This window comes from Vibrio sp. R-1 (assembly GCF_035615595.1).
Classification (GTDB): Bacteria; Pseudomonadota; Gammaproteobacteria; order Enterobacterales; family Vibrionaceae; genus Vibrio; species Vibrio cholerae.
This window is the reverse complement of record NZ_WPDC01000021.1, coordinates 1-25113: the sequence shown is the minus strand read 5'-3', so window position 1 is coordinate 25113 and position 25113 is coordinate 1. Positions and strand designations below refer to the sequence as shown.

General features: G+C 50.0%; 22 protein-coding genes and 1 other annotated feature. Of the genes, 5 read left to right on the top strand and 17 right to left on the bottom strand.

The window, feature by feature from the left end:
• Positions 1-33: 33 nt before the first annotated feature.
• The 6 genes from GOU96_RS06945 to GOU96_RS06920 form a co-directional block, all read right to left on the bottom strand.
• Positions 34-1023 carry an alpha-L-glutamate ligase-like protein gene (locus GOU96_RS06945; protein WP_000506956.1) on the bottom strand — a complete coding sequence of 330 codons (990 nt, stop codon included), beginning with the start codon at positions 1021-1023 and terminating at the stop codon, positions 34-36.
• Entirely contained in the window at positions 1023-2531 is a 1509-nt protein-coding gene (locus tag GOU96_RS06940; protein WP_000202052.1) for an inactive transglutaminase family protein, read from the bottom strand. The genes GOU96_RS06945 and GOU96_RS06940 overlap by 1 nt, the downstream gene beginning before the upstream one ends.
• Positions 2532-2539: 8 nt before the next feature.
• Complete coding sequence (locus GOU96_RS06935; protein WP_000476328.1) at positions 2540-3277, bottom strand: ATP-dependent zinc protease; 738 nt, start codon at positions 3275-3277, stop codon at positions 2540-2542.
• A 119-nt stretch (positions 3278-3396) separates the two neighbouring features.
• Positions 3397-4368, bottom strand: a complete 972-nt coding sequence (gene cmoB, locus GOU96_RS06930; RefSeq protein WP_000481534.1) for a tRNA 5-methoxyuridine(34)/uridine 5-oxyacetic acid(34) synthase CmoB — start codon at positions 4366-4368, stop codon at positions 3397-3399.
• Positions 4369-4479: 111 nt separating this feature from the next.
• A complete protein-coding gene (gene cmoA / locus GOU96_RS06925) occupies positions 4480-5208 on the bottom strand; it encodes a carboxy-S-adenosyl-L-methionine synthase CmoA (RefSeq protein WP_001068374.1) in 729 nt (242 codons plus the stop codon).
• A gap of 137 nt (positions 5209-5345) precedes the next feature.
• Positions 5346-6215, bottom strand: a complete 870-nt coding sequence (locus GOU96_RS06920) for a DUF72 domain-containing protein (protein WP_258454917.1) — start codon at positions 6213-6215, stop codon at positions 5346-5348.
• Positions 6216-6506: 291 nt separating this feature from the next.
• On the opposite strand from GOU96_RS06920, the gene aspS reads away from it, so the two are divergent.
• Both aspS and GOU96_RS06910 read left to right on the top strand, forming a co-directional pair.
• A complete protein-coding gene (aspS, locus tag GOU96_RS06915; protein WP_258454916.1) occupies positions 6507-8282 on the top strand; it encodes an aspartate--tRNA ligase in 1776 nt (591 codons plus the stop codon).
• A gap of 96 nt (positions 8283-8378) precedes the next feature.
• The gene (locus GOU96_RS06910) at positions 8379-8957 is read left to right on the top strand and encodes a thymidine kinase (RefSeq protein ID WP_001880948.1); all 579 of its coding nucleotides are present in this window, start codon (positions 8379-8381) and stop codon (positions 8955-8957) included.
• Positions 8958-9058: 101 nt separating this feature from the next.
• Here GOU96_RS06910 and GOU96_RS06905 read toward each other — a convergent pair whose 3' ends face one another.
• The 8 genes from GOU96_RS06905 to GOU96_RS06870 all read right to left on the bottom strand — a co-directional run bounded on the left by GOU96_RS06905 (position 9059) and on the right by GOU96_RS06870 (position 17552).
• On the bottom strand, positions 9059-10315 hold the full coding sequence (locus GOU96_RS06905) for a dicarboxylate/amino acid:cation symporter (RefSeq protein WP_000453412.1): 1257 nt from the start codon (positions 10313-10315) through the stop codon (positions 9059-9061).
• A 315-nt stretch (positions 10316-10630) separates the two neighbouring features.
• Positions 10631-11437 (bottom strand): tryptophan synthase subunit alpha, encoded by an 807-nt coding sequence (gene trpA / locus GOU96_RS06900; protein WP_001083164.1) that lies wholly within the window; start codon positions 11435-11437, stop codon positions 10631-10633.
• Complete coding sequence (trpB, locus tag GOU96_RS06895) at positions 11437-12627, bottom strand: tryptophan synthase subunit beta (protein WP_055027193.1); 1191 nt, start codon at positions 12625-12627, stop codon at positions 11437-11439. The genes trpA and trpB overlap by 1 nt, the downstream gene beginning before the upstream one ends.
• A 40-nt stretch (positions 12628-12667) precedes the next feature.
• Complete coding sequence (trpCF, locus tag GOU96_RS06890) at positions 12668-14077, bottom strand: bifunctional indole-3-glycerol-phosphate synthase TrpC/phosphoribosylanthranilate isomerase TrpF (protein ID WP_267780610.1); 1410 nt, start codon at positions 14075-14077, stop codon at positions 12668-12670.
• A gap of 5 nt (positions 14078-14082) precedes the next feature.
• Entirely contained in the window at positions 14083-15081 is a 999-nt protein-coding gene (trpD, locus tag GOU96_RS06885) for an anthranilate phosphoribosyltransferase (protein ID WP_001961403.1), read from the bottom strand.
• A 20-nt stretch (positions 15082-15101) separates the two neighbouring features.
• Complete coding sequence (locus GOU96_RS06880; protein WP_001961401.1) at positions 15102-15707, bottom strand: aminodeoxychorismate/anthranilate synthase component II; 606 nt, start codon at positions 15705-15707, stop codon at positions 15102-15104.
• Positions 15708-15709: 2 nt separating this feature from the next.
• Complete coding sequence (locus tag GOU96_RS06875; protein WP_114742864.1) at positions 15710-17281, bottom strand: anthranilate synthase component 1; 1572 nt, start codon at positions 17279-17281, stop codon at positions 15710-15712.
• 84 nt (positions 17282-17365) lie between these two features.
• Positions 17366-17468 (bottom strand) — a sequence feature (Trp leader region).
• Entirely contained in the window at positions 17415-17552 is a 138-nt protein-coding gene (locus tag GOU96_RS06870; protein WP_001880954.1) for a hypothetical protein, read from the bottom strand. (Overlaps the previous feature by 54 nt.)
• A 64-nt stretch (positions 17553-17616) precedes the next feature.
• Between GOU96_RS06870 and rnm the strand changes: the two genes are divergently transcribed.
• The 3 genes from rnm to rluB all read left to right on the top strand — a co-directional run bounded on the left by rnm (position 17617) and on the right by rluB (position 20210).
• Positions 17617-18489, top strand: a complete 873-nt coding sequence (gene rnm, locus GOU96_RS06865) for an RNase RNM (protein WP_001217212.1) — start codon at positions 17617-17619, stop codon at positions 18487-18489.
• A gap of 2 nt (positions 18490-18491) precedes the next feature.
• Positions 18492-19112, top strand: a complete 621-nt coding sequence (locus tag GOU96_RS06860) for an L-threonylcarbamoyladenylate synthase (protein ID WP_000077260.1) — start codon at positions 18492-18494, stop codon at positions 19110-19112.
• 132 nt (positions 19113-19244) lie between these two features.
• The gene (gene rluB / locus GOU96_RS06855) at positions 19245-20210 is read left to right on the top strand and encodes a 23S rRNA pseudouridine(2605) synthase RluB (protein WP_267780603.1); all 966 of its coding nucleotides are present in this window, start codon (positions 19245-19247) and stop codon (positions 20208-20210) included.
• A 150-nt stretch (positions 20211-20360) separates the two neighbouring features.
• Here the strand turns inward: rluB and cydC are convergent, their stop codons facing one another.
• The 3 genes from cydC to trxB form a co-directional block, all read right to left on the bottom strand.
• A complete protein-coding gene (cydC, locus tag GOU96_RS06850; protein WP_267780600.1) occupies positions 20361-22082 on the bottom strand; it encodes a heme ABC transporter ATP-binding protein/permease CydC in 1722 nt (573 codons plus the stop codon).
• Positions 22075-23862 (bottom strand): heme ABC transporter permease/ATP-binding protein CydD, encoded by a 1788-nt coding sequence (gene cydD, locus GOU96_RS06845; protein WP_267780598.1) that lies wholly within the window; start codon positions 23860-23862, stop codon positions 22075-22077. The genes cydC and cydD overlap by 8 nt, the downstream gene beginning before the upstream one ends.
• Positions 23863-23981: 119 nt before the next feature.
• Positions 23982-24938, bottom strand: coding sequence for a thioredoxin-disulfide reductase (gene trxB / locus GOU96_RS06840; RefSeq protein ID WP_000073135.1), 957 nt, complete (start codon positions 24936-24938; stop codon positions 23982-23984).
• Between the last annotated feature and the right edge of the window lie 175 nt (positions 24939-25113).

The window sequence follows — 25113 nt, the reverse complement described above, 5'->3', positions numbered from 1 at the left end:
TTTGTCATGTTGGCGCGGTAAATAAAATCAGGATTACTGCGCTATCGGTGAGTGAACCCCAAACTTACGCACTGCATACGCTACACGCTCGGCGGGTGTTGGGTAGATCAGTGAAGAACCTAAACTTTCAATGTGCTGCAAACGAGGCAAGAGTCCTGCGCCATTAGCAATCTGAATCGCGAGTCCGGGACGTGCGTTGAGTTCTAACACCATGGGGCCTTCTTCTTTATCCAGTACCATATCGGTTCCGAGATAGCCTAATCCAGTCATCTCCCAAGCGCTGGCTGCTAATGTCAGCAATCTTTCCCAGTGTGGGACAACTAAGGTGGCCAGCTCTTTGTCTGTATCGGGGTGATGAGTAACGGGTTTATTAAATTGCACGGCACGCACCGCTTTACCGGTGGCAATATCAATTCCCACGCCGACCGCACCTTGGTGCAAGTTGGCTTTACCATCCGAAGCGGAAGTGGAAAGGCGCATCATCGCCATGACCGGATAACCTTTGAACACGATAATCCGTACATCGGGTACGCCTTCATAGCTGAACCCCTCAAAACAGTCATCAAACTGAATTAAGTTTTCGACCACTGCTACATCGTTTTTGCCGCCAAGAGAGAAAAGTCCGGCGAGGGCATTGCTGATGTGGCGTTCCACATCCTCTTTATTCATGGTCGAACCTGAGGGTTTGGTATACACACCTGCTTGATGGGAGGTGACGACTAAAATGCCTTTACCACCGCTGCCGCGCGCAGGCTTAATCACAAACCCCGGCCAGTCTTTGACCATTTCATGGATGTGTTTCACTTCGGCTTGATTGCTGATCACGCCGATGAGCTTTGGAACCGTACACCCAGCCCGTTGAGCGATCAGCTTGGTTTTGAGCTTGTCATCCACCAAAGGGTACTTGGAACGATCGTTGTAACGTCCGATATAAGCGTGGTTACGCTTATTCATCCCCATGATCCCTTTGCGGCGCAGCTTAAAAGGGGAGGTGTAATCCGAGAACGAAAAGGAGAACCCCATTACTTCTCCTCCACCAAAGGCTTGAAGCGACGCAGCTCTGAAATTCGATAACCGGTGTAAGTTCCCAACAGTAGGATTGCCGCGAGAACAACCAACTGTAACCCAATGAAATTAAAGGTTAAGTGTTGTACATACGTGTTGGTCATCGCCAGATAGATCAAAATAGCGGTAAACAGTGAGCCACCGCCTTGCAGTAGCACCTCTTTAGCGCCTTCTTCTTCCCACAAAATGGACATCCGCTCAATGGTCCACGACAGAATAATCATCGGGAAGAAAGTGATGGTTAAGCCTTCGGTTAAACCGACTTTAAACGCCACCACAGTAAACACCGAAATAATCAAAATCACGGTGATGATCACGGCTGAAATCCGTGCAACCAGTAAGAGATTGAGCTTGGAGAGGTAGCTACGAATGATTAAGCCAGTGCCTACAATCAGCAGAAAGCCGACAATACCCGTTGTGAGCTGGGTTTGTACAAAGGCAACCGCGATCAAGACGGGCATGAAAGTCCCCGAGGTTTTGAGTCCGACAATCACGCGCAAAAACACCACGATCAAGGCACCAATCGGGATCAACATGATGGTCTTGAACATGGCTTGCTCTTCAAGCGGCAAGCTATGGATTGAGAGATTGAGTAAACCGTCTGCCTCAACTTTGCTGTCGGTGGCTTGTTGAGGCGTGACTTTTTGCGAAATCATGCTGAACATGACTTGGCTATTTTGCCCACCGACCACATCGAGTAAAGAGACGTTGGATTCATCCCACACCAGAAGATTCGGATGTGTTGGTTGGGTGCCTGTTTCTGGGTTAAACAGGATCCAAGCGCTGCCATTCCACACTTCATTCATATGCTGAATCGACTGACGGCGGCGACCATCTTCTAACTGGATCACACCGACCACTTTATTGGGTACGAGTGCGTAAGAGAGCAGTTTTTGCGTGGCATCGACTTTACTCATTTTATTCAGCAGCAAAGAGGCGTTTTGGCTCTCGCTATCGTTGAGTCCTTTAATCAGCTCGCGAGCAAAGGTAACGTGATCTGCTGAGCGCTGCGAAGCACTGTCGATCAAGGCGATAGCCGCTGACTCTTCGGGGCCATCAAAGGCGGGTTTTGTGATCGGTTGTGTTGGCGGAATTTGTACTGCTTTGGCTTGTGGGTCGACCAGAAATTGCGCTTTGTAGTAGATGGTTTGCGGGCCGCTCGCCTGACGAATCGACCACTCAATACGGCGGCCTGATTCGGTATTTAGGTAAGAAATGCCGTAGCCCGGGGAGGACGCGGTTTCGTTGATCAGGGTATAGCCTTCTTGCGTGAGCGGTGCGGCAAGGGAAACTTTGGCCTCTTTCCCTTGCGCTGCAAACTCGATCCTCGCTTCAATATCCCAGACTTGACGAGTTTCGCCGGGGGTCCATGGCACACCATAATCTTGGTGGCGCAAAACACTCAATGTGATACCTGTAGCAAAGAGCAGAAAGACAGAAATATAAAAAGGAATTTTCGAAGTCATCGTCTCGCCTATTTTTGTTCGGTCTGAATGTATTTGCGACTGACATCGACTAGGGCGATATCACGGATAAACTCGCGGCCAAGCAGCACGGGATGTGTCATTTGCGAACGGTCGGCGAGGGTAAACTGCGCTTTCTCATGAATAGAGCCCAGTTTTACCCAAAGCTCGACAACGGCGCGGCGCTCGGTATTTTCGTTGGTGGATTGACGAATACGCACATAACGCAAGACGGGCGCTTCAATCCAGTTAGCCTCTGTTTTAGGGTTTTTCTCATCAGCGAGGTGGAAACGCACCCAGTTTTTGCCATTGCGTTCGAATTCTTCAATATCGACGGCGTTCAGTGATGAGGTGGCGGCACCCGTATCGATACGAGCATCAAAGGTTTGCTTAATCGCATCAATGGTGACGCTCTCAATTTCGCCCAGCACCACATCATGGCGAGGCTTGCTGATAGCGGTGTTCTGATCATTAGACGGTTTCGCAGTGGAGACTCGTTTCGGGGCAGGGGGTGGTGGCAGTTTAATTTGGCTAACTTGAGTTTTTAGCTCAGTAATTTGTTTTTCAAGGCTTTCAATATAATCATTCTGCAGACCCATTTGTGATTCTAAGTTCGTCATTTTTTGGGTCATATTGGCTTCAGAGCTTTGAATCGCGGAGAGCGTCGCTTGATGGTATTCATCGCCATTGGTGAGTGCGCAGCCCGAAAGCAAACTCAATGCGGCAAAGGGTGCAATTCGCTTAAACATTTGCGACCTTATTATTTTCTAATGAGTGATTGTATAGATAAGTTATAGCAAAGGATGCTTAGCGCATCCTTTACCAAGGGTAACGTGATACCCGAATAAGCGAGTTAAAACTGTGTCAATTATGGCTTTTTGGCAATCAGAATGGCACGTCGCGGCGCCGGATAGCCTTCAATGGTCTTGCTTGGGTCTTGTGGGTCAACGTAATCGGGCAGTGAATTGTGTGTCATCCACTCTGTGGTACGCTGCTCACCGAGTGAAGTGATATTTTCATCGACAATACGCACATCGACAAACCCTGTCTTTTCTAACCACACTTTAAGAGCCAGTGCAGAAGGGAAGAAATAGACGTTGCGCATTTGGGCGTAGCGATCAAACGGCACCAGTACCGTATGTTCATCCCCTTCTACGACTAAGGTTTCCAGGATCAATTCACCGCCAGCAACCAACTGATTTTTCAGTTGCAGCAGGTGATCGAGTGGTGAGCGACGGTGATAGAGCACACCCATGCTGAACACGGTATCAAAGGCGTTGAGCTCCGGCATCTGTTCAATACCGAGTGGCAAGAGATGAACGCGTTGGTCATCGCCCAGCAGTTTACGTACCGCTTCAAACTGGATCAGAAACAGCTCGGAAGGGTCAATGCCGAACACTTGCTGCGCCCCTTCACCCAACATACGCCACATGTGATAGCCGTTGCCACAACCCACATCAAGTACCAAACGGTTTTTCAGTGGCGAGATGTGTGGCAGTAAGCGATCCCATTTCCAGTCGGATCGCCATTCGGTATCAATATGAATGCCGTGCAGATGGTAAGGACCTTTACGCCAAGGGTGAAAGGTTTTGAGCACCGCTTCCAATTTCTTCTGTTCACCTTGCGCGAGTGGCTGATGATTGTGTGCCGCTACCGCATTTTTCAGATCAATCACCTCCGGTTGACCGACCGGAATTTTCTTGAGGTTACGCATCCAGCGATCGAGATCACCGTGCTGTTTAGCTTGCCAATCCGTCAATTGCTGAGGCAGGGTGTTGAGCCACAACTGTAACTGCGGATGTTGAGCGATCTGTTGGTAAACGTTGGCAAAGTTGAACATGGGGCTAAATACCTAAACTATGCTCTCTGCACATGACTTCAGGATCATGCTTGGCGCAGAGAGTCGCTAACATGAAGATAAATGACAAAAATAGTTAACAAAATAAGCGATTTACTTAATGGCGAACATAGAGCCAAAGTTAAAGCACTGGAACCAGACTTCAAAGCTTGAAAAGCCGAGCGTGGCAAAACGCTGTTTGTGGGTCTGGATGGAATCAGGGCGCATCACATTTTCAATCGCGCTACGTTTTTGGCTGATCTCTAGCTCGCTGTATCCGTTGGCACGTTTGAAATCGTGGTGCAAATCGATCAGCAGCTCGTGGGCTTCTTGATCCGAAAACACAAATTTTTCCGACAAGATCAAAATGCCACCCGGGCGTAATCCGGCGTAGATTTTTTCTAGCAGCGCGTAGCGATCATCCGGCGCGAGAAACTGCAAGGTAAAGTTGAGCACTACGACGGAGGCGTTTTCAATCGCGATATCGCGAATATCCGCTTCGATCACCTGCACTGGTGTGTCCGAGCGATAAGCGTTGAGGTGCAGCTTGCAGCGTTCCACCATGGCCGCTGAGTTATCGACCGCAATGATTTGGCAGCCTTCTTGTTTGATATGGCGGCGCATAGAAAGGGTTGCCGCACCCAGTGAGCAGCCTAAATCGTAAATCTTGGAATGAGGCTTTACAAAGCGCTCCGCCAGCATGCCAATCGCAGAGATGATGTTGCTGTAACCCGGCACCGAACGTTGGATCATGTCTGGAAAAACTTCAGCCACGCGCTCGTCAAAGGTGAAATCACCGATTTTATCGATGGGTGCGGAAAAGAGAGTATCTTTTGGGTTCATAGCAGACCTCATGGCAGCGTCTTGTGCCAGCTCTTGTGGCGCTGGCTCAATAAAAGGCGCGTATTTTATGAAAAATCGCAGCGTCTGTCATTAAACACATCGCCTTTAGGGTAAATCAGCCGTACCGGATTGTGAGTTCAAAACATGCTCAGTTGTGGTTGTTCGGGCATCGCGGGAAACGGCGGCAGATCAGGCAGCGCGATAGCCTGTTGTAATTGTTGGTAAAGTTGCACCGCCAGCTGAGGCGCGAAATCATTATCCGGTGTATGAATCATCAGATAAGGCTGCTTACCTTGGGCAATCCACTCGGGCAGTTTATGTAGCCACGCACCGAAAAAGGGTAGGTTGGCCTCAATCTCAGGATGGCCGATAAAACGGATCATCGGATGCTTGGCGGTGGCTATCGCATGCACCGGCACTTTCGGTTTTTTCTGCTGCGCATCAATTACCGCTTCGGTATTCGGCAGCGCCGAAAAAACGGGGCGACTGTCCATAATGATGCGATCAATGTTTTGCTCAATCAGCCATTGATTGAGCGCTTTTTCCGCTTCGCCTTTGCCAAAAAAGGCCAGATGACGCACCTCCACACCGAGCGGAAAATCGGCTGGAAGCCATTCTCGAAAGTTTTTCAATTGCGCCAGATGTTCAGGCCCAAATGCAGCGGGCAGTTGAATCGTCCACATACCAATTCGGTCGTGTAAAGGCTGCATTAAACGCAAAAAACTCAGCAGCTCTTCTTTACAATCACGCAGTAAATGCTGGTGGGTAATGCTTTTTGGCAGCTTAAAGGTGAAGCGAAAGTCATCGTGAGTCGCGGCGCGCCAGTTGAGCACAGTACTGGGCGAGGGCGACGCGTAAAAGGTGGTATTCCCCTCCACGGTGTGAAAAACGCTGGCGTATTTCGCAAGGCGTTCTGAGGCTTGCGTGCCGCTGCCATAAAACTCACTCTGCCATGCAGGGTGAGACCACAGGGTTAAACCGAGTCGCAAGGGAAGAGAGGACGTCACTCTGCTCGGGCTCCTTAAATCATCATCACGAGAGTTTTGAAGAATACGAGATTTTAGCGCTATAATCAGCGCCTATTTTTCCCTTCTGGTTAGCCTTTAATCTCCGGTTGACGGGATTATTGCGTTAAAAAGCAGCAAGGGGTAAGAAAAGACAACAAATTGTACGTGGGAAGGTCGATCTTAAATCTCTTTCGGCGTATAAATGGAACTTTGCTGAATAGGCAGTCTGTCGAGTACTCAACGACCTTTCAGCGTTAAATTTGATGACTAATTGAGATTGGGAAATTCACTATGCGTAGCCATTATTGTGGTCACCTGAACAAGTCCTTGGTAGGACAAACTGTAGAGCTGTGCGGCTGGGTTAATCGCCGTCGTGATTTAGGCGGTCTGATCTTCATTGATATGCGAGATCGTGAAGGTATTGTTCAGGTAGTAGTGGATCCGGATATGGCGGATGTATTCGCCGTGGCTAACCAACTGCGTAGCGAATTCTGTATCAAATTGACCGGTGAAGTGCGTGCGCGTCCAGAAAGCCAAGTCAATAAAGAGATGGCAACCGGTGAAGTAGAACTGTTGGCACGTAGCCTTGAGATCATTAACCGTTCAGACGTTCTGCCGCTCGACTTCAACCAGAAGAACTCAGAAGAGCAACGCCTCAAGTACCGTTACTTGGATCTGCGTCGCCCTGAGATGAGTGACCGCATTAAACTGCGTGCGAAAGCCTCAAGCTTTGTACGCCGTTTCTTGGATACACACGGTTTCCTTGATATCGAAACCCCAGTGTTGACCAAAGCGACACCAGAAGGTGCGCGTGACTACCTAGTACCAAGCCGTGTACACAAAGGCAGTTTCTACGCGCTGCCACAATCACCACAGCTGTTTAAACAGCTACTGATGATGTCTGGTTTTGACCGTTACTACCAAATCGTAAAATGTTTCCGCGACGAAGATTTGCGCGCTGACCGTCAACCAGAATTCACCCAGATCGATATCGAAACCTCTTTCATGACCGCAGAACAAGTGCGTGCCGTGACGGAGAAGATGATTCGTGAAATGTGGCTTGAACTGATGAATGTGGATCTGGGCGATTTTCCAATCATGCCTTACAGCGAAGCGATGCGTCGTTTCGGCTCAGACAAGCCAGATCTGCGTAACCCAATGGAGTTGGTGGACGTGGCGGATCTGCTGAAAGACGTCGATTTCAAAGTTTTCTCTGGTCCAGCGAACGATCCAAAAGGCCGCGTGGCTGCACTGCGCATCCCAGGTGGCGCAGCTCTGACCCGTAAACAAATTGATGAATACACTGCATTTGTGGCTATTTACGGCGCGAAAGGCTTGGCATGGCTGAAAGTGAATGATTTGGCTGCGGGTATGGAAGGTATCCAATCGCCTGTAGCGAAATTCCTCACTGAAGAGATCATTCAAGCGATTATCGAGCGTACTCAAGCGCAAACTGGCGATATCATTCTGTTCGGTGCCGATTCTGCCAAAGTCGTGGCTGAAGCGCTGGGCGCACTGCGTCTGAAAGCGGGTAAAGAGTTGGGTATTACTAATGAATCGGCGTGGGCTCCATTGTGGGTCGTGGATTTCCCAATGTTCGAAAGCGATGATGAAGGTAACGTGGCGGCAATGCACCACCCATTCACATCCCCTCTGAACCTCTCTCCTGAGCAGTTGAAAGCCAACCCAGAAGAGGCGCTGTCAAACGCTTACGATATGGTGTTGAACGGCTACGAAGTCGGTGGTGGTTCAGTCCGTATTCACAACGCAGAAATGCAATCAGCCGTATTTGACATTTTGGGTATCACGCCAGAAGAGCAACGTCTCAAGTTTGGCTTCCTGCTCGATGCGCTGAAGTTTGGTACGCCACCCCACGCAGGTCTGGCATTCGGTCTGGATCGTCTGGTGATGCTGCTGTGCGGCACGGAAAACATCCGTGATGTTATCGCTTTCCCGAAAACGACAGCCGCCGCGTGTCTAATGACCGATGCACCAAGTTTGGCAAACCCTGCCGCTCTCGAAGAGCTGGCGATTGCGGTCAAGCTTGCAACGAAAGACAAAGCGTAATCAACGCCTTGCAAAGGGTGGCATTAGCCACCCTTTTTTTTAACCTGCGCGGCACGAGAGCGCAGACAGTAAAATGATACAAACAGGATTTCTTCTTTGGCTCAGATGTACTTTTATTACTCGGCAATGAATGCGGGTAAGTCGACCACCTTATTGCAATCGGCGTTTAACTACCAAGAACGCGGTATGAACCCACTGATTTTTACCGCCGCGATCGACGATCGTTTTGGTGTCGGTAAAGTGAGTTCTCGGATTGGCCTTGAGGCCGAAGCGCACCTTTTCCATGCCGATACCGATCTGTTGCACGTGATAGCAACATTGCATGAGGCTGAACCTCGTCACTGTATTTTGATGGATGAGTGCCAGTTTCTCTCTAAAGAGCAGGTTTACCAACTGACCGAAGTGGTGGATAAACTGGATATCCCTGTATTGTGCTACGGCTTGCGTACCGATTTTCTCGGTGAGCTGTTTGAAGGCAGTAAATATCTACTCTCATGGGCGGATAAACTGATTGAGCTGAAAACCATTTGCCACTGTGGACGCAAAGCCAATATGGTGATCCGTACCGATGAGCATGGCAACGCCATCAGCGAAGGGGATCAGGTGGCGATTGGCGGTAATGATAAGTATGTTTCAGTCTGTCGCCAGCACTATAAAGAGGCGTTGGGACGCTAAGCGAACCCATCTCCTTCGCGGGATAATTTGCCCGTGACTCAATAAAGAAAAAGCCAGACAGTTAATGTCTGGCTTTTTTTATGAATGATAATGATCAGCGATTAAGCTTCACGTTTTTCCAGCTCAGCCGCCGCTTCCTCAGTGATCATCGAATCCACAATCACTGCACAAGCCGCATCGCCGGTAATGTTGAGCGCAGTACGGATCATGTCAAAGATACGATCCAGTGCAAACAGCAGTGGTAGACCTTCAATAGGAATACCGGCAGAGAGCAGAACCGCCACCACAAGGAATGAAGGCCCCGGAACACCCGCTTGACCAACCGCACCTAAAGTTGCCGTCACGATGATCGCAATGTAAGCGCCCATGCTCAGGTCAATATTAAACAGCTGAGCAAAGAAGATAGCCACCAGACCGTAGTAGATCGCGTTACCTGACATATTGATGGTCGCGCCCAAAGGCAGTACGAAAGAAGCCGTTGAGTTGCGCACACCCAGATCGTTTTTCACCGTATCCATAGTGACAGGCAGTGTCGCCATAGAAGAGGCCGTAGACAGTGCAACCGCTTGTGGCTTTTTCATTGCTTGAATGAACTTTTTCGCCGATGTTTTGCTGAACAGTTGGATCATGACTGGGTAAGCCACAAAGCCAAAAATCGCAATCGCCGCTACGTAAACGATGAACAGCTTAAACACCACCATCAGCGCGCTGAAACCGAAAGTACCCACGGCATCAGCCATTAAGCCAAATACACCAATCGGCGCAATCAGCATCACTTTATTGATCATCCACACCATGGCATCAACAATGGTGTTCACCGCGTTGATCACTGGGTCACGTTTTTCTTTGGCTTGCTTAGAAATCGCAATGCCTAAAAACAGACAGAAAACCAAGATCTGTAGAATGTTCGCTTCGTTCAGTGACTGGAAAACGTTGGTTGGGATCATACCAATGATGGTTGCCCAGAAAGTGGGGAGCTCACCTTGCGCAGCGTATTCAGAAGAGAACATGCTCTCTACACCAGAAACATCGACTCCGACACCCGGTTGGAACAGTTCACCCATGATCAATGCCAGAGCTACGGCGGCGGCAGAGGTAATAGCAAAGTAACTTAACGTCACTGCACCGACCTTGCCAGCAGAATGGCTATCACCCAGACCAGCTGCACCAGAAATCAGTGCCACAGCCACCAGAGGAATCACCAGCATTTTGATCAGATTAATAAAAATCGCACCCAGTGGGGCAAATAGTGTCGCATCGTGACCCATTGCAGCACCGACTGCGGTACCCGCGAGCATGGCGATCACCACTTGCACGCCGATGTTGTTTAGTAAACCCTTTGTCTTTAACACTTCCATAACCTCTGTGCTAATGAATTGTAAATTCCTAGTGTTAGCCACTAGTGTCATATCACTAAATGGGCAAAAATTTTGCTCCTGCTTTTTACACGGAATGTTTACATTTAGCAATAAGCACATCGAGCGTTTTCTCAATAGCGGAGTAAAACGAGAGTAATTTGGCGTTTTTATCTGCAAAGAAAACGTTTGCTATTGATTTTGGTTATGTGAAGTCTTGGATTGATTTTTGATTGAAATGTCTTTTGTTTGAGTGGGGTTGTTAATGAAATGATGCGGCACACCAAAGGGTGCGCCGCTGATTTAAGATAATGTAAGTTAAATTTTTGTTGCTTTCTTCATGGCTTGAGTGAAGTTTGCCAGCTCAGTCAGCTGCTTAGCTGGATTATCCAAATGCGTTTCGATGATTTTTACCACCGCCGATCCGGAAATGGCTCCCGCTGCGCCAGCTTCAATCGCTTGTTTAACTTGAGCGGGCTCTGAAATACCAAAACCTAGCAGTGCTGGTGGCGCATCAAATTGTTGCAGACGTTCAAGCAGGGCATGCACAGGCATGTTGGCTTTGGTTTCAGCCCCAGTCACCCCAGCGCGCGAAAGCAAATAAGTGTAGCCTTTACCGAGTTGAGCCACTGCTCGTAAGGTTTCATCACTGGCCGTTGGTGGCGCAATAAAGATTGGTTGAATGCCAAATTTCTCTGCGGCCGCCACAAAAGGCTGGCTTTCGTTGGTGGGTACATCGGCAATCAGTACCGAATCCACGCCAGCTTTTTGGCAGCGTTGATAAAAATCGTCGATGCCGCGTGCGTAAACCAAGTTGGCATACATCAGTAAACCAATCGGAGTCTCAGGGTTACGTTCACGAATCTGTGCGATCAGCTCAAAACAGATATCTGGCGTGGTTTTCGCCGCTAATGCACGTAAGTTCGCGCCTTGAATCGTCGGACCATCCGCCAGAGGATCTGAAAACGGCATGCCAAGCTCAAGCGCATCCGCTCCTGCATCAATCAGGGTTTGCATGATGGCGAGTGACTGCTCGGGGTTTGGGTCACCAATCGTTACGAAAGGAACGAAAGCGCCTTGCTGCGCAGCGCTTAGGCGTTGAAATAGGGCTTGATAACGGTTCATTACAACGCTCCTTTGTCTTCAAGTAATTTGTGTACGGTGAAAATATCCTTATCACCACGGCCCGAAAGGTTAACCACGAGCAACTGCTCTTTGTCTGGCTCGGCATACGCCATTTTGATTGCATGCGCGAGAGCGTGTGAAGACTCCAGCGCTGGAATGATGCCTTCGTTACGTGCCAACGCTTGGAACGCATCAAGCGCTTCATCATCGGTAATGCTTTCATATTCCGCACGACCAATGGCATTCAGGTAAGCATGTTGTGGACCCACCGATGGGAAATCAAGCCCCGCAGAGACAGAGTAAGACTCTTCCACTTGACCATGTTCATCTTGCATCAAGGGCGCTTTCATACCGAAGAAAATGCCGGTTTTACCGTGCTTAAGTGGCGCGCCATGTTGGTGGGTATCAATGCCTTTACCAGCTGGCTCAATACCGATCAAACGTACCGATTCTTCTTCGATGAAATCAGCAAACATACCAATGGCGTTTGAGCCACCGCCAACACAGGCGATCACCGCATCGGGCAAACGACCTTCACGAGCAAGGATTTGGTTTTTGGTTTCTTCGCCAATAATACGTTGGAATTCACGCACAATGGTTGGGAATGGGTGAGGGCCTGCCGCAGTACCAAGCAGATAATGCGCGGTCTCGTAGCTACCAGACCAGTCGCGCAGCGCTTCGTTACAGGCATCTTTTAGAGTTGCTGAACCAGAATGAACAGGGATAACGGTGGCGCCCATTAAGCGCATGCGGAACACGTTCGGGCTTTGGCGTTCAACATCTTTCGCACCCATGTACACGCGGCACTTTAAGCCAAGCAGCGCACAGGCTAATGCGGTTGCGACACCGTGTTGGCCTGCGCCAGTTTCGGCGATGATTTCATGTTTGCCCATGCGCTTGGCGAGCAGGGCTTGACCCAAAACTTGGTTGGTTTTGTGCGCGCCGCCGTGCAGTAGATCTTCACGTTTCAAATAGAGTTTAGTTTTAGTGCCTTTGGTGATGTTTTGCGTGAGCGTTAGCGCGGTTGGGCGACCGGCGTATTCTTGCAGTAGGCTCATAAATTCAGCGCGGAAAGCATCATCCTGCTGGGCATCAATAAAGGCTTGTTCCAGTTGATCGAGCGCTGGAACCAAAATTTGTGGCACAAACTGCCCACCGAATTCGCCAAAATAGGCGTTTAATTTAGCCATGCTTACATTCCTTTTCTATGCATGTTGCCATGCTGATAATCTAATAATTCCGTAATTGTTGGAAAACGTGTTGTAACTTGTTGGCGTCTTTTTTACCCGGAGCGTTTTCCACGCCAGAGTTGAAATCGAGTCCACGGCAGCCAAGTTGCGCCGCTTGGGCAACATTCTCGGCGCTCAAGCCACCGGCGAGCATCAGGTCGCTATGTTTTGGCAGCAAGCGCCAATCAAAACTGCGTCCTGTGCCGCCACTTTGTTCGCCGATTTTGGCATCGAGCAGATGCCTATCGATGTGCTCTGGTAGTAGCTCAGGTAAAGCATCACTCACGCCATACGCTTTCCAAATTTCAATGGATTCTGGAAGGGCAGCGCGTAATTCGCTTACATACGCAGAATCTTCCTCGCCGTGCAGTTGCACCGCAAATAAGCCCAATTCGGTTGCGATATCGGCGACTTGCGCGGCTGGGTGGTTTTGAAACACGCCGACATACTGTAGCGGTGCGCCGCTCATGGTCAGGCGAGCTTGTTCTACATCGACAAAGCGTTTGGATTTCTCAACAAAAATCAGTCCACCAAAAACGGAACCGGCTTGGTAGGCTTTCACCGCATCATCAGGATGAGTCAAACCGCACACCTTGTGTTCGCCGAGCACAATTTTTCGCACTGCCAGTTCAAGATTGCTTTGCGCCATCAGCGAGCTACCAATCAAGAAACCATTGGCAAATTGAGCTAAATCACGCACCTGCTGATGGGTGTAAATGCCGGATTCGGAAATAATGATAGTGCCTTGTGGAATGAGCGGTGCCAACTGCTTGGTGCGATTCAGGTCGGTGGTCAAATCACGCAGATTGCGGTTATTGATGCCGATCACTTTCGCTTGCAGATCAACTGCACGTTTCAGTTCTTGCTCGTTGCTGACTTCGGTGAGCACGCCCATACCAAGGTCGTGCGCCACAGCGGCCAGTTCACGATATTGATCATCGTTGAGCACAGACAGCATCAGCAAAATCGCATCCGCTTGATAATGACGCGCCAGATAAACCTGATACGGGTCGACCATAAAATCTTTGCACAACACAGGCTGAGTTACCTGAGCGCGCACTTGTGGCAAAAATTCAAAACGACCTTGGAAATACTTTTCATCGGTCAGTACCGAAATGGCATTGGCGTACTCGCCATACACGGAGGCGATGTAATCGAGATCAAACTCTTCGCGGATCAGCCCCTTCGACGGTGAGGCTTTTTTGCATTCGAGAATGAATACGGTGTTGTCGCCGCTCAAGGCTTGATAGAAATCGCGCTCTGAGCGAGTCAGTAATGGATGAAAGCTCGCAAGAGGTTGCTTGGCTTTGCGCTCCTCAATCCATTGGTATTTATCATTGACGATTTTGACCAGCACTTGCGCCATTTGCGCGGTTTGTACGGAAATATGCTCAGACAACTGCTCGGACATTCTACTTAACCTCGTTGTGCTAACTGCTGAACCAATCCATAGGCTTGGCCCGATTTCATTACGGCGATTGCTTGTTGGGTGTTGGCTTTCAGATCTTCTTGACCAAATAGACGCAGCAGAAGTGCAACGTTGACTGCCACTGCCGCCATTTGTGCTGCTGTACCATTGCCCGTTAGGATCTGGGTGATGATGGCGCGATTCTCTTCCGGCTCTCCGCCACGGATCGCATCCAGTGGGTAGCGGCTAACACCAAAATCTTCTGGGGTGAGCGTGTACTCAATCAATTCGCCTTGGCGAATTTCTGCTACTTGCGTTTCGCCATGAATCGCGACTTCATCCAGACCTGAACCATGCACCACCGCCGCGCGTTTCAGACCCATTTGTAACATGGTTTGCGCAATAGGACGAACCAAATCCTTGCTGTAAACCCCCATCAATTCAATATTGGGACGAGCAGGGTTAATCAGGGGGCCTAAGATGTTGAAAATCGTGCGAGTTTTCATGGTTTGACGCACAGGCATCGCATGGCGCACACCGCTGTGATACTGAGGGGCAAACAAGAAAGCGACACCGAGATCATCCAAGGCTTGACGCGAATCTTGCGCGCTCATCGCAAGGTTGATCCCAAATGAGCTGAGCAGATCGGAAGAGCCGGATTTGCTCGATACCCCACGGTTGCCGTGTTTGGCGACTTTCACGCCACACGCTGCGGCGACAAATGCGGCGGTGGTTGAGATGTTGATGGTGTTTGAGCCATCGCCACCGGTACCGACGATATCGGCAAAGTCGTAATCAGGACGCGGAAATGGATTGGCGTTGGCGAGCAGGGCTTTAGCCGCACCCGCGATTTCATCTGGCGTTTCGCCTTTGATTTTCAGTGCAGTCAGCACTGCCGCCATCAATACAGGATCCATTTCACCGCGAATAATTTGGTCGAAAAGCAGTTGGCTCTCGGCTTGCGTAAGCCCTTGCTGTTCATAGAGTTTATTAATAATGGTTTGCATAACATTCTCTCCCTGTGCGGTTACGCGAATTGAGTCTGTGCTGGCGTTGCAGACAATGCCCAATCAATGGCATTGGCCAGCAAGGTAGCGCCGTGGGTGGTCATGATCGATTCTGGGTGAAATTGAAAGCCGCACACCTTGTCGGTTTCATTAACCACCGACATTACCAAGCCATTCACTTCTGCCGTCACGGTCAGTGTTGCCGGTACTTGCGTTGCGACCAGTGAGTGGTAACGTGCAATCGCCAGTGCAGAAGGGAGGCCGCGATAAATCGCGTGGTTTTGGTGCTCCATCATCGACACTTTACCGTGGATGATTTCACCCGCGCCAGCAACCACACCGCCGTAGGCTTCGACGATGGCTTGATGCCCTAAGCAGATACCAATCATCGGTACCTTGCCTTTCAGGCGTTGCAGCAGCTCTGGCATACAGCCCGCTTCAGAAGGTGCACCTGGGCCGGGGGATAACACGACCACGGGATTGTCTAATTGTTGCAGTGCTTGTTCGATCACATCAGCCGGGATGTTGTTACGGTAAATCGTTACGACATGACCGAGTGAGCGAAACTGATCCACCAAGTTGTAAGTGAAGGAGTCAAAGTTATCGATAAACAGAATATTGGCCATGATCATTCCTTCCCTTGATGAGCATATAAAATGGCGGAAATTACCGCTTGCGCCTTGCCGCGCGTTTCATCGGCTTCGGCTTGTGGGTCGGAGTCGTACACCACACCCGCGCCGGCTTGGACTTGGGCGATGCCGTTTTCCACATAAGCAGAACGGATCACGATACAGGTATCCAAATCGCCTTCACCCGTGAGATAACCCACCGCGCCGCCGTAGCTGCCGCGACGCGCTTGTTCCACATCGCGGATTAACTGCATGGCGCGAATTTTCGGTGCGCCAGTCAGCGTGCCCATATTCATGCAAGCTTGATAAGCGTGAAGCGCATCCAGATCTTCACGTAACTGACCCACCACGCGCGACACCAAGTGCATCACATGGCTGTAGCGATCTACTTGCAGCAAGTCAGCGACATGGCGAGTACCGGCTTGGCTAATGCGCGCGACATCGTTGCGTGCTAAGTCAACCAGCATCATGTGCTCGGCGTTCTCTTTTTTATCGGTGCGCAGTTCAAGCTCAATGCGGCTATCGAGGTCAAAATCGATGCTGCCATCGGCGCGCTTACCGCGGCGGCGAGTCCCTGCAATCGGGTAGATTTCCACTTGGTTGGTGTGCATTTCATACTTGAGCGCGCTTTCGGGGGATGCGCCAAACAGGGTAAAGCGTTCATCTTGCATGTAGAACATGTAAGGGCTTGGGTTACTCTGTTTCAGCCGTTGATAAGCTGCGAGTGGTGAAGGGCAAGGTAAGCGAAAACGGCGCGAAGGCACAACTTGGAACACATCGCCTTTGACCACGTACTGCTTGAGGTCACGCACGATATCGCAAAACGCTGCATCGCTAATATTGGTGGTCACTTCCACATCAGATAAAGATTGCGCACTCGGCAAAGGCAGTTGTTGATTCACTTGCGCACGAATTTCACGCATCCGGCTTTTGAGTTGGCTGTGCAGCGCATCGCCCGGTTGGAATTGGGTGGCTTGCAGTTGGCAAGTTTCACGCTGATGATCAATCACCATCAGAGTTTCTGCTACATAAAACACGTAATCAGGGCATTGATTGTCGGCTGGTGCTTTACCGAGCGGCTCAAAGTTAGCCACTAAATCGTAGGCAAATAAGCCACCTAAAAACAGCGCAAATTTACCGTGGTCAGTGAGATCAAAACTGTGCTGCACTAAACGTAGCGCATCGAAAGAAGACGCTTCGCGCAAGCGTGAGTCTTCATCCAACGTATCACAGGGTGTAGAGAAGGTGAGGGTAAGTTTCGCTTTCTCTACTTTGCAAGGAATCCGATCAGTGAGGTTGCTATGAATGATGTTGAGCAGAGCTTGGCCGTTTGCACTGAGCGCATGATAGGTCACTTGATGGCCTTCACACACAATGCGCACGGCAGCATCCACTAACAGAAGGCTCTTCAAATTTTGCTTGGAGTCGATTTCTGCAGATTCCAGTAGTAGGCAGTCGCTGCGCCCAGCGCAAAGAGCATGAAATAAAGCCGTAGGATCTTGCGTATAAGGCAGTTCACTGTGTAGCACCTCAAGCGGCGCGGTTTTCTTTATGTTGATGGCCTTATTCATAAGACCTCCTTAACCATGATTCGATTGTGCACTGATCACCGCGATGAGAAATTAGCTAAACAGCAGTGATAGGTGGAAAAAACCAATAAAAAGCCCGCTCAAGTTGGCGGGCTAGGTGTGTGAGTATCTAAACTTAGAAATACACGTGAGCCCACCAAGAACTTGTCCAAGTGCGCCACCAAGCCAGTTCAGCATCTGCTGGACTGAAATTGGGTTTATGGTTTGGGTTAAATTCTTGTAACATAGTGAGCCCTAACAGAGAGTCTTGCATTTGCGTACTAGTTAACTAGTGCGGCGATAAAAAGTCAAGCCTAAAAATCAGGCAAATAAAAAATATGAGAATTGACCTGCATAGTCATACCACCGCTTCTGATGGACGGTTTACTTATCAACAATTGATCGATCGCGCCGTCAGCTTTGAGATTGATGTTTTGGCGATCACAGACCACGATACCGTGGCTGCATTGGCGGATGCTCGTGCTTACATTGCACAGCAGCAATATCCGCTACAATTAGTGAACGGCATTGAGATTTCAACGGTTTGGCAAAATAAAGACATTCATATTGTCGGTTTAAACATCGACCCAAACAGTGAGGCATTGGGGCAGCTGATTGCGCGGCAGCAGCAACGTCGAGTTGAGCGTGCTGAACTGATCGCCCATCGTTTACAAAAAGCGACGCGTGAGGGAGTGTTAGAAGAGGTTCAACATATTGCCGATGGTGCGCCGATCACGCGTGCCCATTTTGCCAAATGGTTGGTGGATAATGGTTACGCAACCAACATGCAGCAAGTATTTAAGAAATACCTCACCCGTGATAATCCGGGTTATGTACCGCCTAACTGGTGTTCAATGAGTGAAGCAGTGAGCGCGATTCACGCCGCAGGTGGACAAGCCGTATTAGCGCATCCGGGACGATATGACTTGACGGCGAAATGGCTTAAGCGCTTAATGACCGCGTTTGTTGAAGCGGATGGCGATGCCATGGAAGTGGCCCAGCCGCAGCAATCACCACAGGAAAAACGAACCTTGGGTGATTACGCAATGGAATACCAGCTACTCGCCTCCCAAGGCAGTGACTTTCACTATCCTTCTCCTTGGATGGAGTTGGGCCGAAACCTTTGGTTACCTGCCGGAGTAGAACCTGTATGGAAAGATTGGGGCTTATCCCCAAGCAATAGAGTCGAGAGACTCGATGAAGAGGAATAACCATGAGCCAGTTTTTTTATGTTCATCCTGAGAACCCTCAAACCCGCCTGATCAACCAAGCGGTCGCGATTATTCGCAATGGTGGGGTAGTGGTTTACCCAACCGATTCTGGTTACGCACTGGGCTGCCAGCTTGAAAATAAGCACGGGATGGAACGTATTTGTCAAATTCGCCGTCTCGACGATAAGCACAATTTTACGCTGTTGTGCCGCGATTTGTCTGAGCTTTCGCTGTATGCGCGTGTGGATAACACGGCGTTTCGTTTGTTGAAAAACAATACACCGGGACCTTACACCTTCATATTCAAAGGAACCAAAGAGGTTCCGCGCCGTCTGATGAATGAGAAGCGAAAGACCATAGGTATCCGGGTACCGAATAACAAAATTGCCTTGGATCTGCTGGAAGCGCTCGGCGAGCCACTCATGTCGACATCGCTGATCCTGCCGGGCAACGATTTTACTGAGTCTGATCCCGAGGAAATTCGTGATCGCTTAGAGCATGCGGTGGATGTGATCCTCAATGGTGGCTATTTAGGTCAGCAACCCACGACAGTGATTGATTTTAGCGACGATGAAGTGGTAGTGGCGCGTGTCGGAGCCGGTGATCCGACCCCGTTTCAGTAGTTGAATGAGGTGGCCGCGAATCGCTGACAAAACGGGTGCTTTTATCCACAAAATTTGCGATACTACGCGGCCGCGATTTTAACATCGCAACCCGTCATTCGACGTCTGAGAAGACGACACATAGGTAGATAAATGAGCGAAAAGTTACAAAAAGTTTTAGCACGTGCTGGTCATGGTTCTCGTCGTGAGCTTGAAGCTCTGATCCGAGCTGGGCGTGTAAGTGTTAATGGCAAGGTAGCTGTACTGGGCGAACGCCTAGAAGATGATAACGCTGTCGTGCGCATCGATGGACATGTTGTGTCTGTGAAAGCGCAAGAAGAGGTGATCTGCCGAGTTCTGGCTTATTACAAACCAGAAGGCGAGCTGTGTACCCGTCATGATCCAGAAGGTCGCCGTACGGTATTTGACCGTCTGCCGAAAATTCGTGGTTCACGCTGGATTTCTGTTGGCCGTTTGGACGCCAACACGTCAGGTTTGCTGCTGTTTACCACTGATGGTGAACTGGCTAACCGTTTAATGCACCCAAGCCGTCAGGTAGAACGTGAATATCTGGTTCGCGTCTTTGGTGACGTGACGGAAGAAAAAGTTCGCAATCTAGTACGTGGTGTGCAGCTAGAAGATGGTATGGCGCGTTTTGAAGATGTGATGTACGCCGGTGGCGAAGGCATCAACCATACTTTCTACGTGGTAATCAATGAAGGTCGTAACCGTGAAGTGCGTCGTCTGTGGGAATCACAAGGTACGACAGTAAGCCGTCTGAAGCGCGTACGTTACGGTGATATTTTCCTCGACAAAAAACTGCCTCGCGGCGGTTGGATGGAGCTTGATCTCAAGCAAGTGAACTACCTGCGTGAGTTGGTAGAACTGCGTCCAGAGAAAGAAACGGTGCTGAACATGGCGCCTGATGCCGCAACGCGTAAGCGTGAGCGTACCCGTAGCCAGAAAATTCGTCGTGCAGTACGTCGTCACGAAGAGCGAATTTCAGCTACTCCGGGTCGTAGTGGAAAAGCCCCTGCGCGCCGTAAGCAGGGTGGTGAATCGAGCACGCGCAATAAAGTGGCTAACCAGCAACAAAGCTCGCGTAAGCCGCACGGATAAGTGCCCGCCTTTCTTCGAGCGATGTCGCTTATAAAAAAAGCCAGTCATGTTGACTGGCTTTTTGCTGTTTATTGTTTGAAGCTGTTTATTGTTTGACATGGTGCTCTGCGCTGCATGCTTACGCCCCTCAGCGAAGAGAGGCGGGAAGCGTTACAGCTTTTGTGTCAGCTTGTGATAACGACCGTGCTGGGCGAGGAGAGTATGGTGATGACCATATTCGACCAACTGGCCCTGTTCAATCAGCGCAATCGCATCCATCTGTTCAAGGTTGACCAGACGATGAGTGATAAACAGCACGGTTTTGTGACCGAAATGACCATGCAACAGTTGCATGATCTGCTGCTCGGTTTGCTTGTCCAACCCTTCGGTCGGTTCATCAAGCAGTAAGATTGGAGCGTTATGCAGTAGTGCTCGCGCAATGCCGATCCTACGTTTTTCTCCACCGGATAACTGACGGCCACCTTCGCCAAGCCAAGTATTGAGCGCGGCATCTTGTAGCAATTTCTCTAGACCGACTTGTTGCAGAATATCACTGAGCGCTTCATCGGTTGCGTCCGGTTTCGCCAATTTCAGGTTATCGCGCAGCGTGCCATTGAGAATATCCACCCGTTGACTGACCACGCTAATGGCGGCACGAAGATCGCTCTCGTGCCATTCTCGAATGTCTGTTCCACCAATCGTGATCTGACCCTGCTGTACATCCCAATAGCGGCAAAGGAGTTGAATTAAGGTCGATTTTCCTGAGCCGGTTTGGCCGACAATCGCCACTTTCTGACCTTGAGCGAGAGTCAAAGTAAAGTCATCAATGGCCTTGGGTTTATTCGCTTGGTAAGCAAAGTGGACACCGTTGAATTCAATGTTGTATTGGCCATTATGCGCGGTTGGTTGCGCGGTAAATTCGACCTCAGGTTTGGCTAGAATAATCTCATTTAAGCGGCGAGCCGAGGTGAGAGTCTGCCCCAAATGCTGGAATGCGCCGGCAATAGGCATCAATAACTCGACGCTGGCTATGGTTGCAAAAGCCACCAGTGCAATCAGCGGATCCGGAGTTTGCCCACCCACGCCATCGGCGGCCAGCCAGATCATCAGTACCAGTGTCCAACCATTGGCAAGTAACAGTAACGATTGAGCCAGTCCTGAGACTTGCGCGTTAACGTATTGGTTACGCAGCAGTTTGTCTTGCGCCGTTAAGATTGCCTGACGATAGGTTTGTTCTGCACCGAAAATGGTTAGTTCACTGTAACCTTGTAACCAATCTAGCGTGCGAACGCGCAATTCCGCTTTATTCTGCGTTAAGTGTTGACCATTCTTTTTCCCCAAGCGGTAAAAAAGCGTGGGCCACACCAGCAAAACCAGAAGCAAGATAGCGCCTAAGGTCATGCCAAGCTGCAGATCAAACCAAGCAATCAGTGTGGTGAGAGCCGCAATACCCAGCACGCCGACCGTGACTGGATTGATTAAACGTAAATAGACATGGTCCATGGCATCCACATCGGCCACGATGCGGTTGAGCATATCGGCATCGCGCACCGCGCTCAGACGTCCCGGGATAAGCGGTGTCAGTTTCTCAAAGAAAAACACTCGCAAATCAGTGAGCAGCTTGAAGGTGGCGTTGTGAGTAACGACACGCTCGCCCCAACGACCCGCGGTGCGTCCCATGGCAAAACCGCGCACAAAGGCGCCGGGTAGCATGTAGTTAAAGGTTTCTCGGGCAATACTGAGTCCGGCCACGGCCGCCGCAGACAAAAACCAGCCGGATAACGTCAGCAGTCCAATCGAAGCGAGAACGGTCAGCAGCGCCAGCAGCATGCCAAGGGTAAGACCGAACCAGTGTTTTTTATACAGTTTTAGGTAAGGCAGCAGGTCACGCATCGAGATCCCCTTTGTTGGCAGCTTGTAGCGCTTGGTTAGCGGCTAACATAGTGGCAAATAAACCAGATTGCTGGCTTAAGTCTTCAAAATGTCCTGCTTGTACCAGCAAGCCATTTTCCATCACTAAGATTTGCTCGACCGATTGCAGCGGTTGCAACTGGTGAGTGACAAATAACGCAGTGCGTTGCTGAATGCTTTCGGTCAGTCCACGCATCACATATTGCTCACTGCGCGCATCTAAGCTTGCCGTGGGTTCATCGAGTAACCAAAAGCGGCCATTTTGCAAAATAGCGCGAGCGAGGGCGATGCGTTGGGCTTGACCCACGGAAAGCCCCGCAGAGCGATCACTGATCGGGTAATCCAAACCCTGCTGCTCAACAAACTCTTGGGCATAAGCTGCTTGCAGAGCCTGTGTGACTTGCTCATCGGCGATATTGTGTTTGCCTAGCGTCACGTTGTCGCGAATGGTGCCGTGCAGCAGCAGAGGATTTTGCCCAACCCAACTGATGGTTTGTCGCCAGTGCGCATGATCTAACTCGCGCAATTCAATGCCGTTAATGGTTAAGCTGCCTTGGTAGGGCATAAAGCCCAAAATGGTATTGATTAAGCTGGTTTTGCCTGCGCCACTTGGCCCGACGAGAGCGGTGGTTTTGCCGCTTTGCAACGTAAATGAGAGCGGGCCTGCTAAGCGTTTGCCTTGTGGACTAAGAACGACCAGATCATTGGCGATAATTTCAATATCGTCATTATCGGTGAGATGACGCTCGCCACTGTGTAAGGTATCCACTTCGGTTTGCAGAAAATCGACGATCGATTCGGCTGCGCCCACCGCGAGTTGTTTGGCGTGGTAATAGGTTCCGAGATCGCGCAGCGGCTGATAAAACTCCGGAGCAAGGATTAACACAAATAACCCAGCAAACAGAGTGACACTCGCGCCGTAATAACCGAAGTTGAGTTCACCAATGTAGCTAAAGCCAAAGTACACGGCGGTCAGTGCAATGGAGATCGAGGTGAAAAACTCTAATACTGCAGAAGAGAGGAACGCGATCCGCAGTACATCCATAGTGCGATGGCGAAACACTTCTGAAGCGCCGCGCATGTGCTCGGTTTCTGCTGTGGTGCGATCGAATAGACGAATGGTGGTCAGAGCTTGCAAGCGATCATAAAAATGCCCGGATAAACGCTGCAGAGCTTTAAAGTTTTTCCGGCTGGCATCGGCGGCTTTAATGCCGACTAACGCCATAAAGAGTGGCACCAATGGCGCCGTGATCAAAAAAATCAGTCCTGCCGCCCAGTTAACTGGGAAGACGACCGCAAGGATCACAAACGGTACCAAAACCGAAAGAGACATCTGAGGGAGATAGCGAGCAAAGAAGTCGTGCATGTTTTCGACTTGCTCAAGCATTAAGGCTGCCCATGAGCCGGCCGGTTTGCCTTTGATATAGGCTGGCCCTAAGTCGCGTAACTTGTCTAGGATTAGCTGTCGAATATAACGGCGGATCTCTTCTCCACAACGAAAACCAGCGATTTCGCGTCCCCAAGAGCAGAGCGCACGCACGGCAATGAGTGCAACCAAGCCAAAGAAGTGTGGAATGAGCAGATGTTTATCGACCTGTTCAATAATCAGCTGATGCAGAATTGATGCAAGGAGTGCGGCTTGCGCCACCAGAAATAGGCTTGATAACACACCCAACCCAACAGCTATTGCGAGCCAGCGCTTAGCCAGTTTGCTTTGCTGCTTGAGCCAGAGATTCAAGCTACGCTGTTTTTTCTTGTCCATTTTGAAAAGGCTTAATGAGAATAATAATTGTAATAGGCCGCCAGTATACAAAGAAAAGCCCGGCGGTTATACCCGTCGGGCTTGGCAAAAATAAAAACTGGCGTTACGCGAAGCGTAAGTTATTTACCCTGGCTATCTAGGTAACGTTCAGCATCGAGTGCTGCCATACACCCGGTTCCGGCAGAGGTAATCGCTTGACGGTAATTATGATCCATCACATCACCCGCGGCAAACACACCTTCAATGCTGGTCTGGGTTGCATTACCTTCAAGGCCAGATTTTACGACTATGTAGCCGTTTTTCATTTCAAGCTGACCTTCGAAAATTTGCGAGTTTGGCTGATGACCGATGGCAATGAATACCCCCATCACATCCAAGTTTTCCGTCATATCTGACTGGGTATCTTTCAAACGCACGCCTGTCACGCCCATCTCATCGCCCAGTACTTCATCCAAAGTGCGGTGCGTGTGCAGAACAATGTTGCCATTCGCCACTTTATCCATCAGACGATCGATCAGAATTTTTTCACTGCGGAAGCTGTCACGGCGGTGGATCAGATGCACTTCTGAGGCGATATTCGATAGGTAAAGAGCCTCTTCAACCGCAGTATTACCACCACCGACAACGGCGACTTTCTGGTTGCGATAGAAGAAACCATCACAGGTCGCACAAGCGGATACACCGCGACCTTTGAACGCTTCTTCTGATTCTAAACCGAGGTATTTAGCAGAGGCACCAGTAGAGATGATGAGGGCATCACAGGTGTACTCTTGGCTGTCGCCTGTCAAACGAAATGGGCGAGAAGAGAGATCAACCGAGTTAATGTGATCAAAAACAATTTCAGTATCGAAACGCTCAGCGTGCTCTTTCATGCGCTCCATCAGTGCTGGGCCAGTTAAGCCTTCGGCATCGCCTGGCCAGTTCTCGACTTCTGTCGTTGTGGTGAGCTGACCACCTTGCTGCATACCAGTGACCAGCACGGGTTTTAGGTTGGCGCGCGCAGCGTAAACCGCGGCTGTGTAACCCGCAGGGCCGGAGCCAAGGATAAGAAGTTTGCTGTGTTTCACGTTACTCATGAAGTACTCCGATAAGGACGAAAGGGAGTTAACTCATGGCTTGAATTCGGAACTAAGACGCAAGCCAATGAAAATAATTGGACTCGATTGTAGGGAATATGGATGGCGAATAAAAGTGGTTCGCTGAGCATAAATCGTAATTGTTTATGCTCTTACGACGTGAAGCTATCTCGGC

Excerpts from the sequence above, each read along its gene's own strand:
- GOU96_RS06945 (WP_000506956.1), bottom strand. The coding sequence starts at position 1,023 with ATGGGGTTCTCCTTTTCGTTCTCGGATTACACCTCCCCTTTTAAGCTG.
- GOU96_RS06940 (WP_000202052.1), bottom strand. The coding sequence starts at position 2,531 with ATGACTTCGAAAATTCCTTTTTATATTTCTGTCTTTCTGCTCTTTGCT.
- GOU96_RS06935 (WP_000476328.1), bottom strand. The coding sequence starts at position 3,277 with ATGTTTAAGCGAATTGCACCCTTTGCCGCATTGAGTTTGCTTTCGGGC.
- cmoB (WP_000481534.1), bottom strand. The coding sequence starts at position 4,368 with ATGTTCAACTTTGCCAACGTTTACCAACAGATCGCTCAACATCCGCAG.
- cmoA (WP_001068374.1), bottom strand. The coding sequence starts at position 5,208 with ATGAACCCAAAAGATACTCTCTTTTCCGCACCCATCGATAAAATCGGT.
- aspS (WP_258454916.1), top strand. The coding sequence starts at position 6,507 with ATGCGTAGCCATTATTGTGGTCACCTGAACAAGTCCTTGGTAGGACAA.
- GOU96_RS06905 (WP_000453412.1), bottom strand. The coding sequence starts at position 10,315 with ATGGAAGTGTTAAAGACAAAGGGTTTACTAAACAACATCGGCGTGCAA.
- trpA (WP_001083164.1), bottom strand. The coding sequence starts at position 11,437 with ATGAACCGTTATCAAGCCCTATTTCAACGCCTAAGCGCTGCGCAGCAA.
- trpB (WP_055027193.1), bottom strand. The coding sequence starts at position 12,627 with ATGGCTAAATTAAACGCCTATTTTGGCGAATTCGGTGGGCAGTTTGTG.
- trpCF (WP_267780610.1), bottom strand. The coding sequence starts at position 14,077 with ATGTCCGAGCAGTTGTCTGAGCATATTTCCGTACAAACCGCGCAAATG.
- trpD (WP_001961403.1), bottom strand. The coding sequence starts at position 15,081 with ATGCAAACCATTATTAATAAACTCTATGAACAGCAAGGGCTTACGCAA.
- GOU96_RS06880 (WP_001961401.1), bottom strand. The coding sequence starts at position 15,707 with ATGGCCAATATTCTGTTTATCGATAACTTTGACTCCTTCACTTACAAC.
- GOU96_RS06875 (WP_114742864.1), bottom strand. The coding sequence starts at position 17,281 with ATGAATAAGGCCATCAACATAAAGAAAACCGCGCCGCTTGAGGTGCTA.
- GOU96_RS06870 (WP_001880954.1), bottom strand. The coding sequence starts at position 17,552 with ATGCAAGACTCTCTGTTAGGGCTCACTATGTTACAAGAATTTAACCCA.
- rnm (WP_001217212.1), top strand. The coding sequence starts at position 17,617 with ATGAGAATTGACCTGCATAGTCATACCACCGCTTCTGATGGACGGTTT.
- GOU96_RS06860 (WP_000077260.1), top strand. The coding sequence starts at position 18,492 with ATGAGCCAGTTTTTTTATGTTCATCCTGAGAACCCTCAAACCCGCCTG.
- rluB (WP_267780603.1), top strand. The coding sequence starts at position 19,245 with ATGAGCGAAAAGTTACAAAAAGTTTTAGCACGTGCTGGTCATGGTTCT.
- cydC (WP_267780600.1), bottom strand. The coding sequence starts at position 22,082 with ATGCGTGACCTGCTGCCTTACCTAAAACTGTATAAAAAACACTGGTTC.
- cydD (WP_267780598.1), bottom strand. The coding sequence starts at position 23,862 with ATGGACAAGAAAAAACAGCGTAGCTTGAATCTCTGGCTCAAGCAGCAA.
- trxB (WP_000073135.1), bottom strand. The coding sequence starts at position 24,938 with ATGAGTAACGTGAAACACAGCAAACTTCTTATCCTTGGCTCCGGCCCT.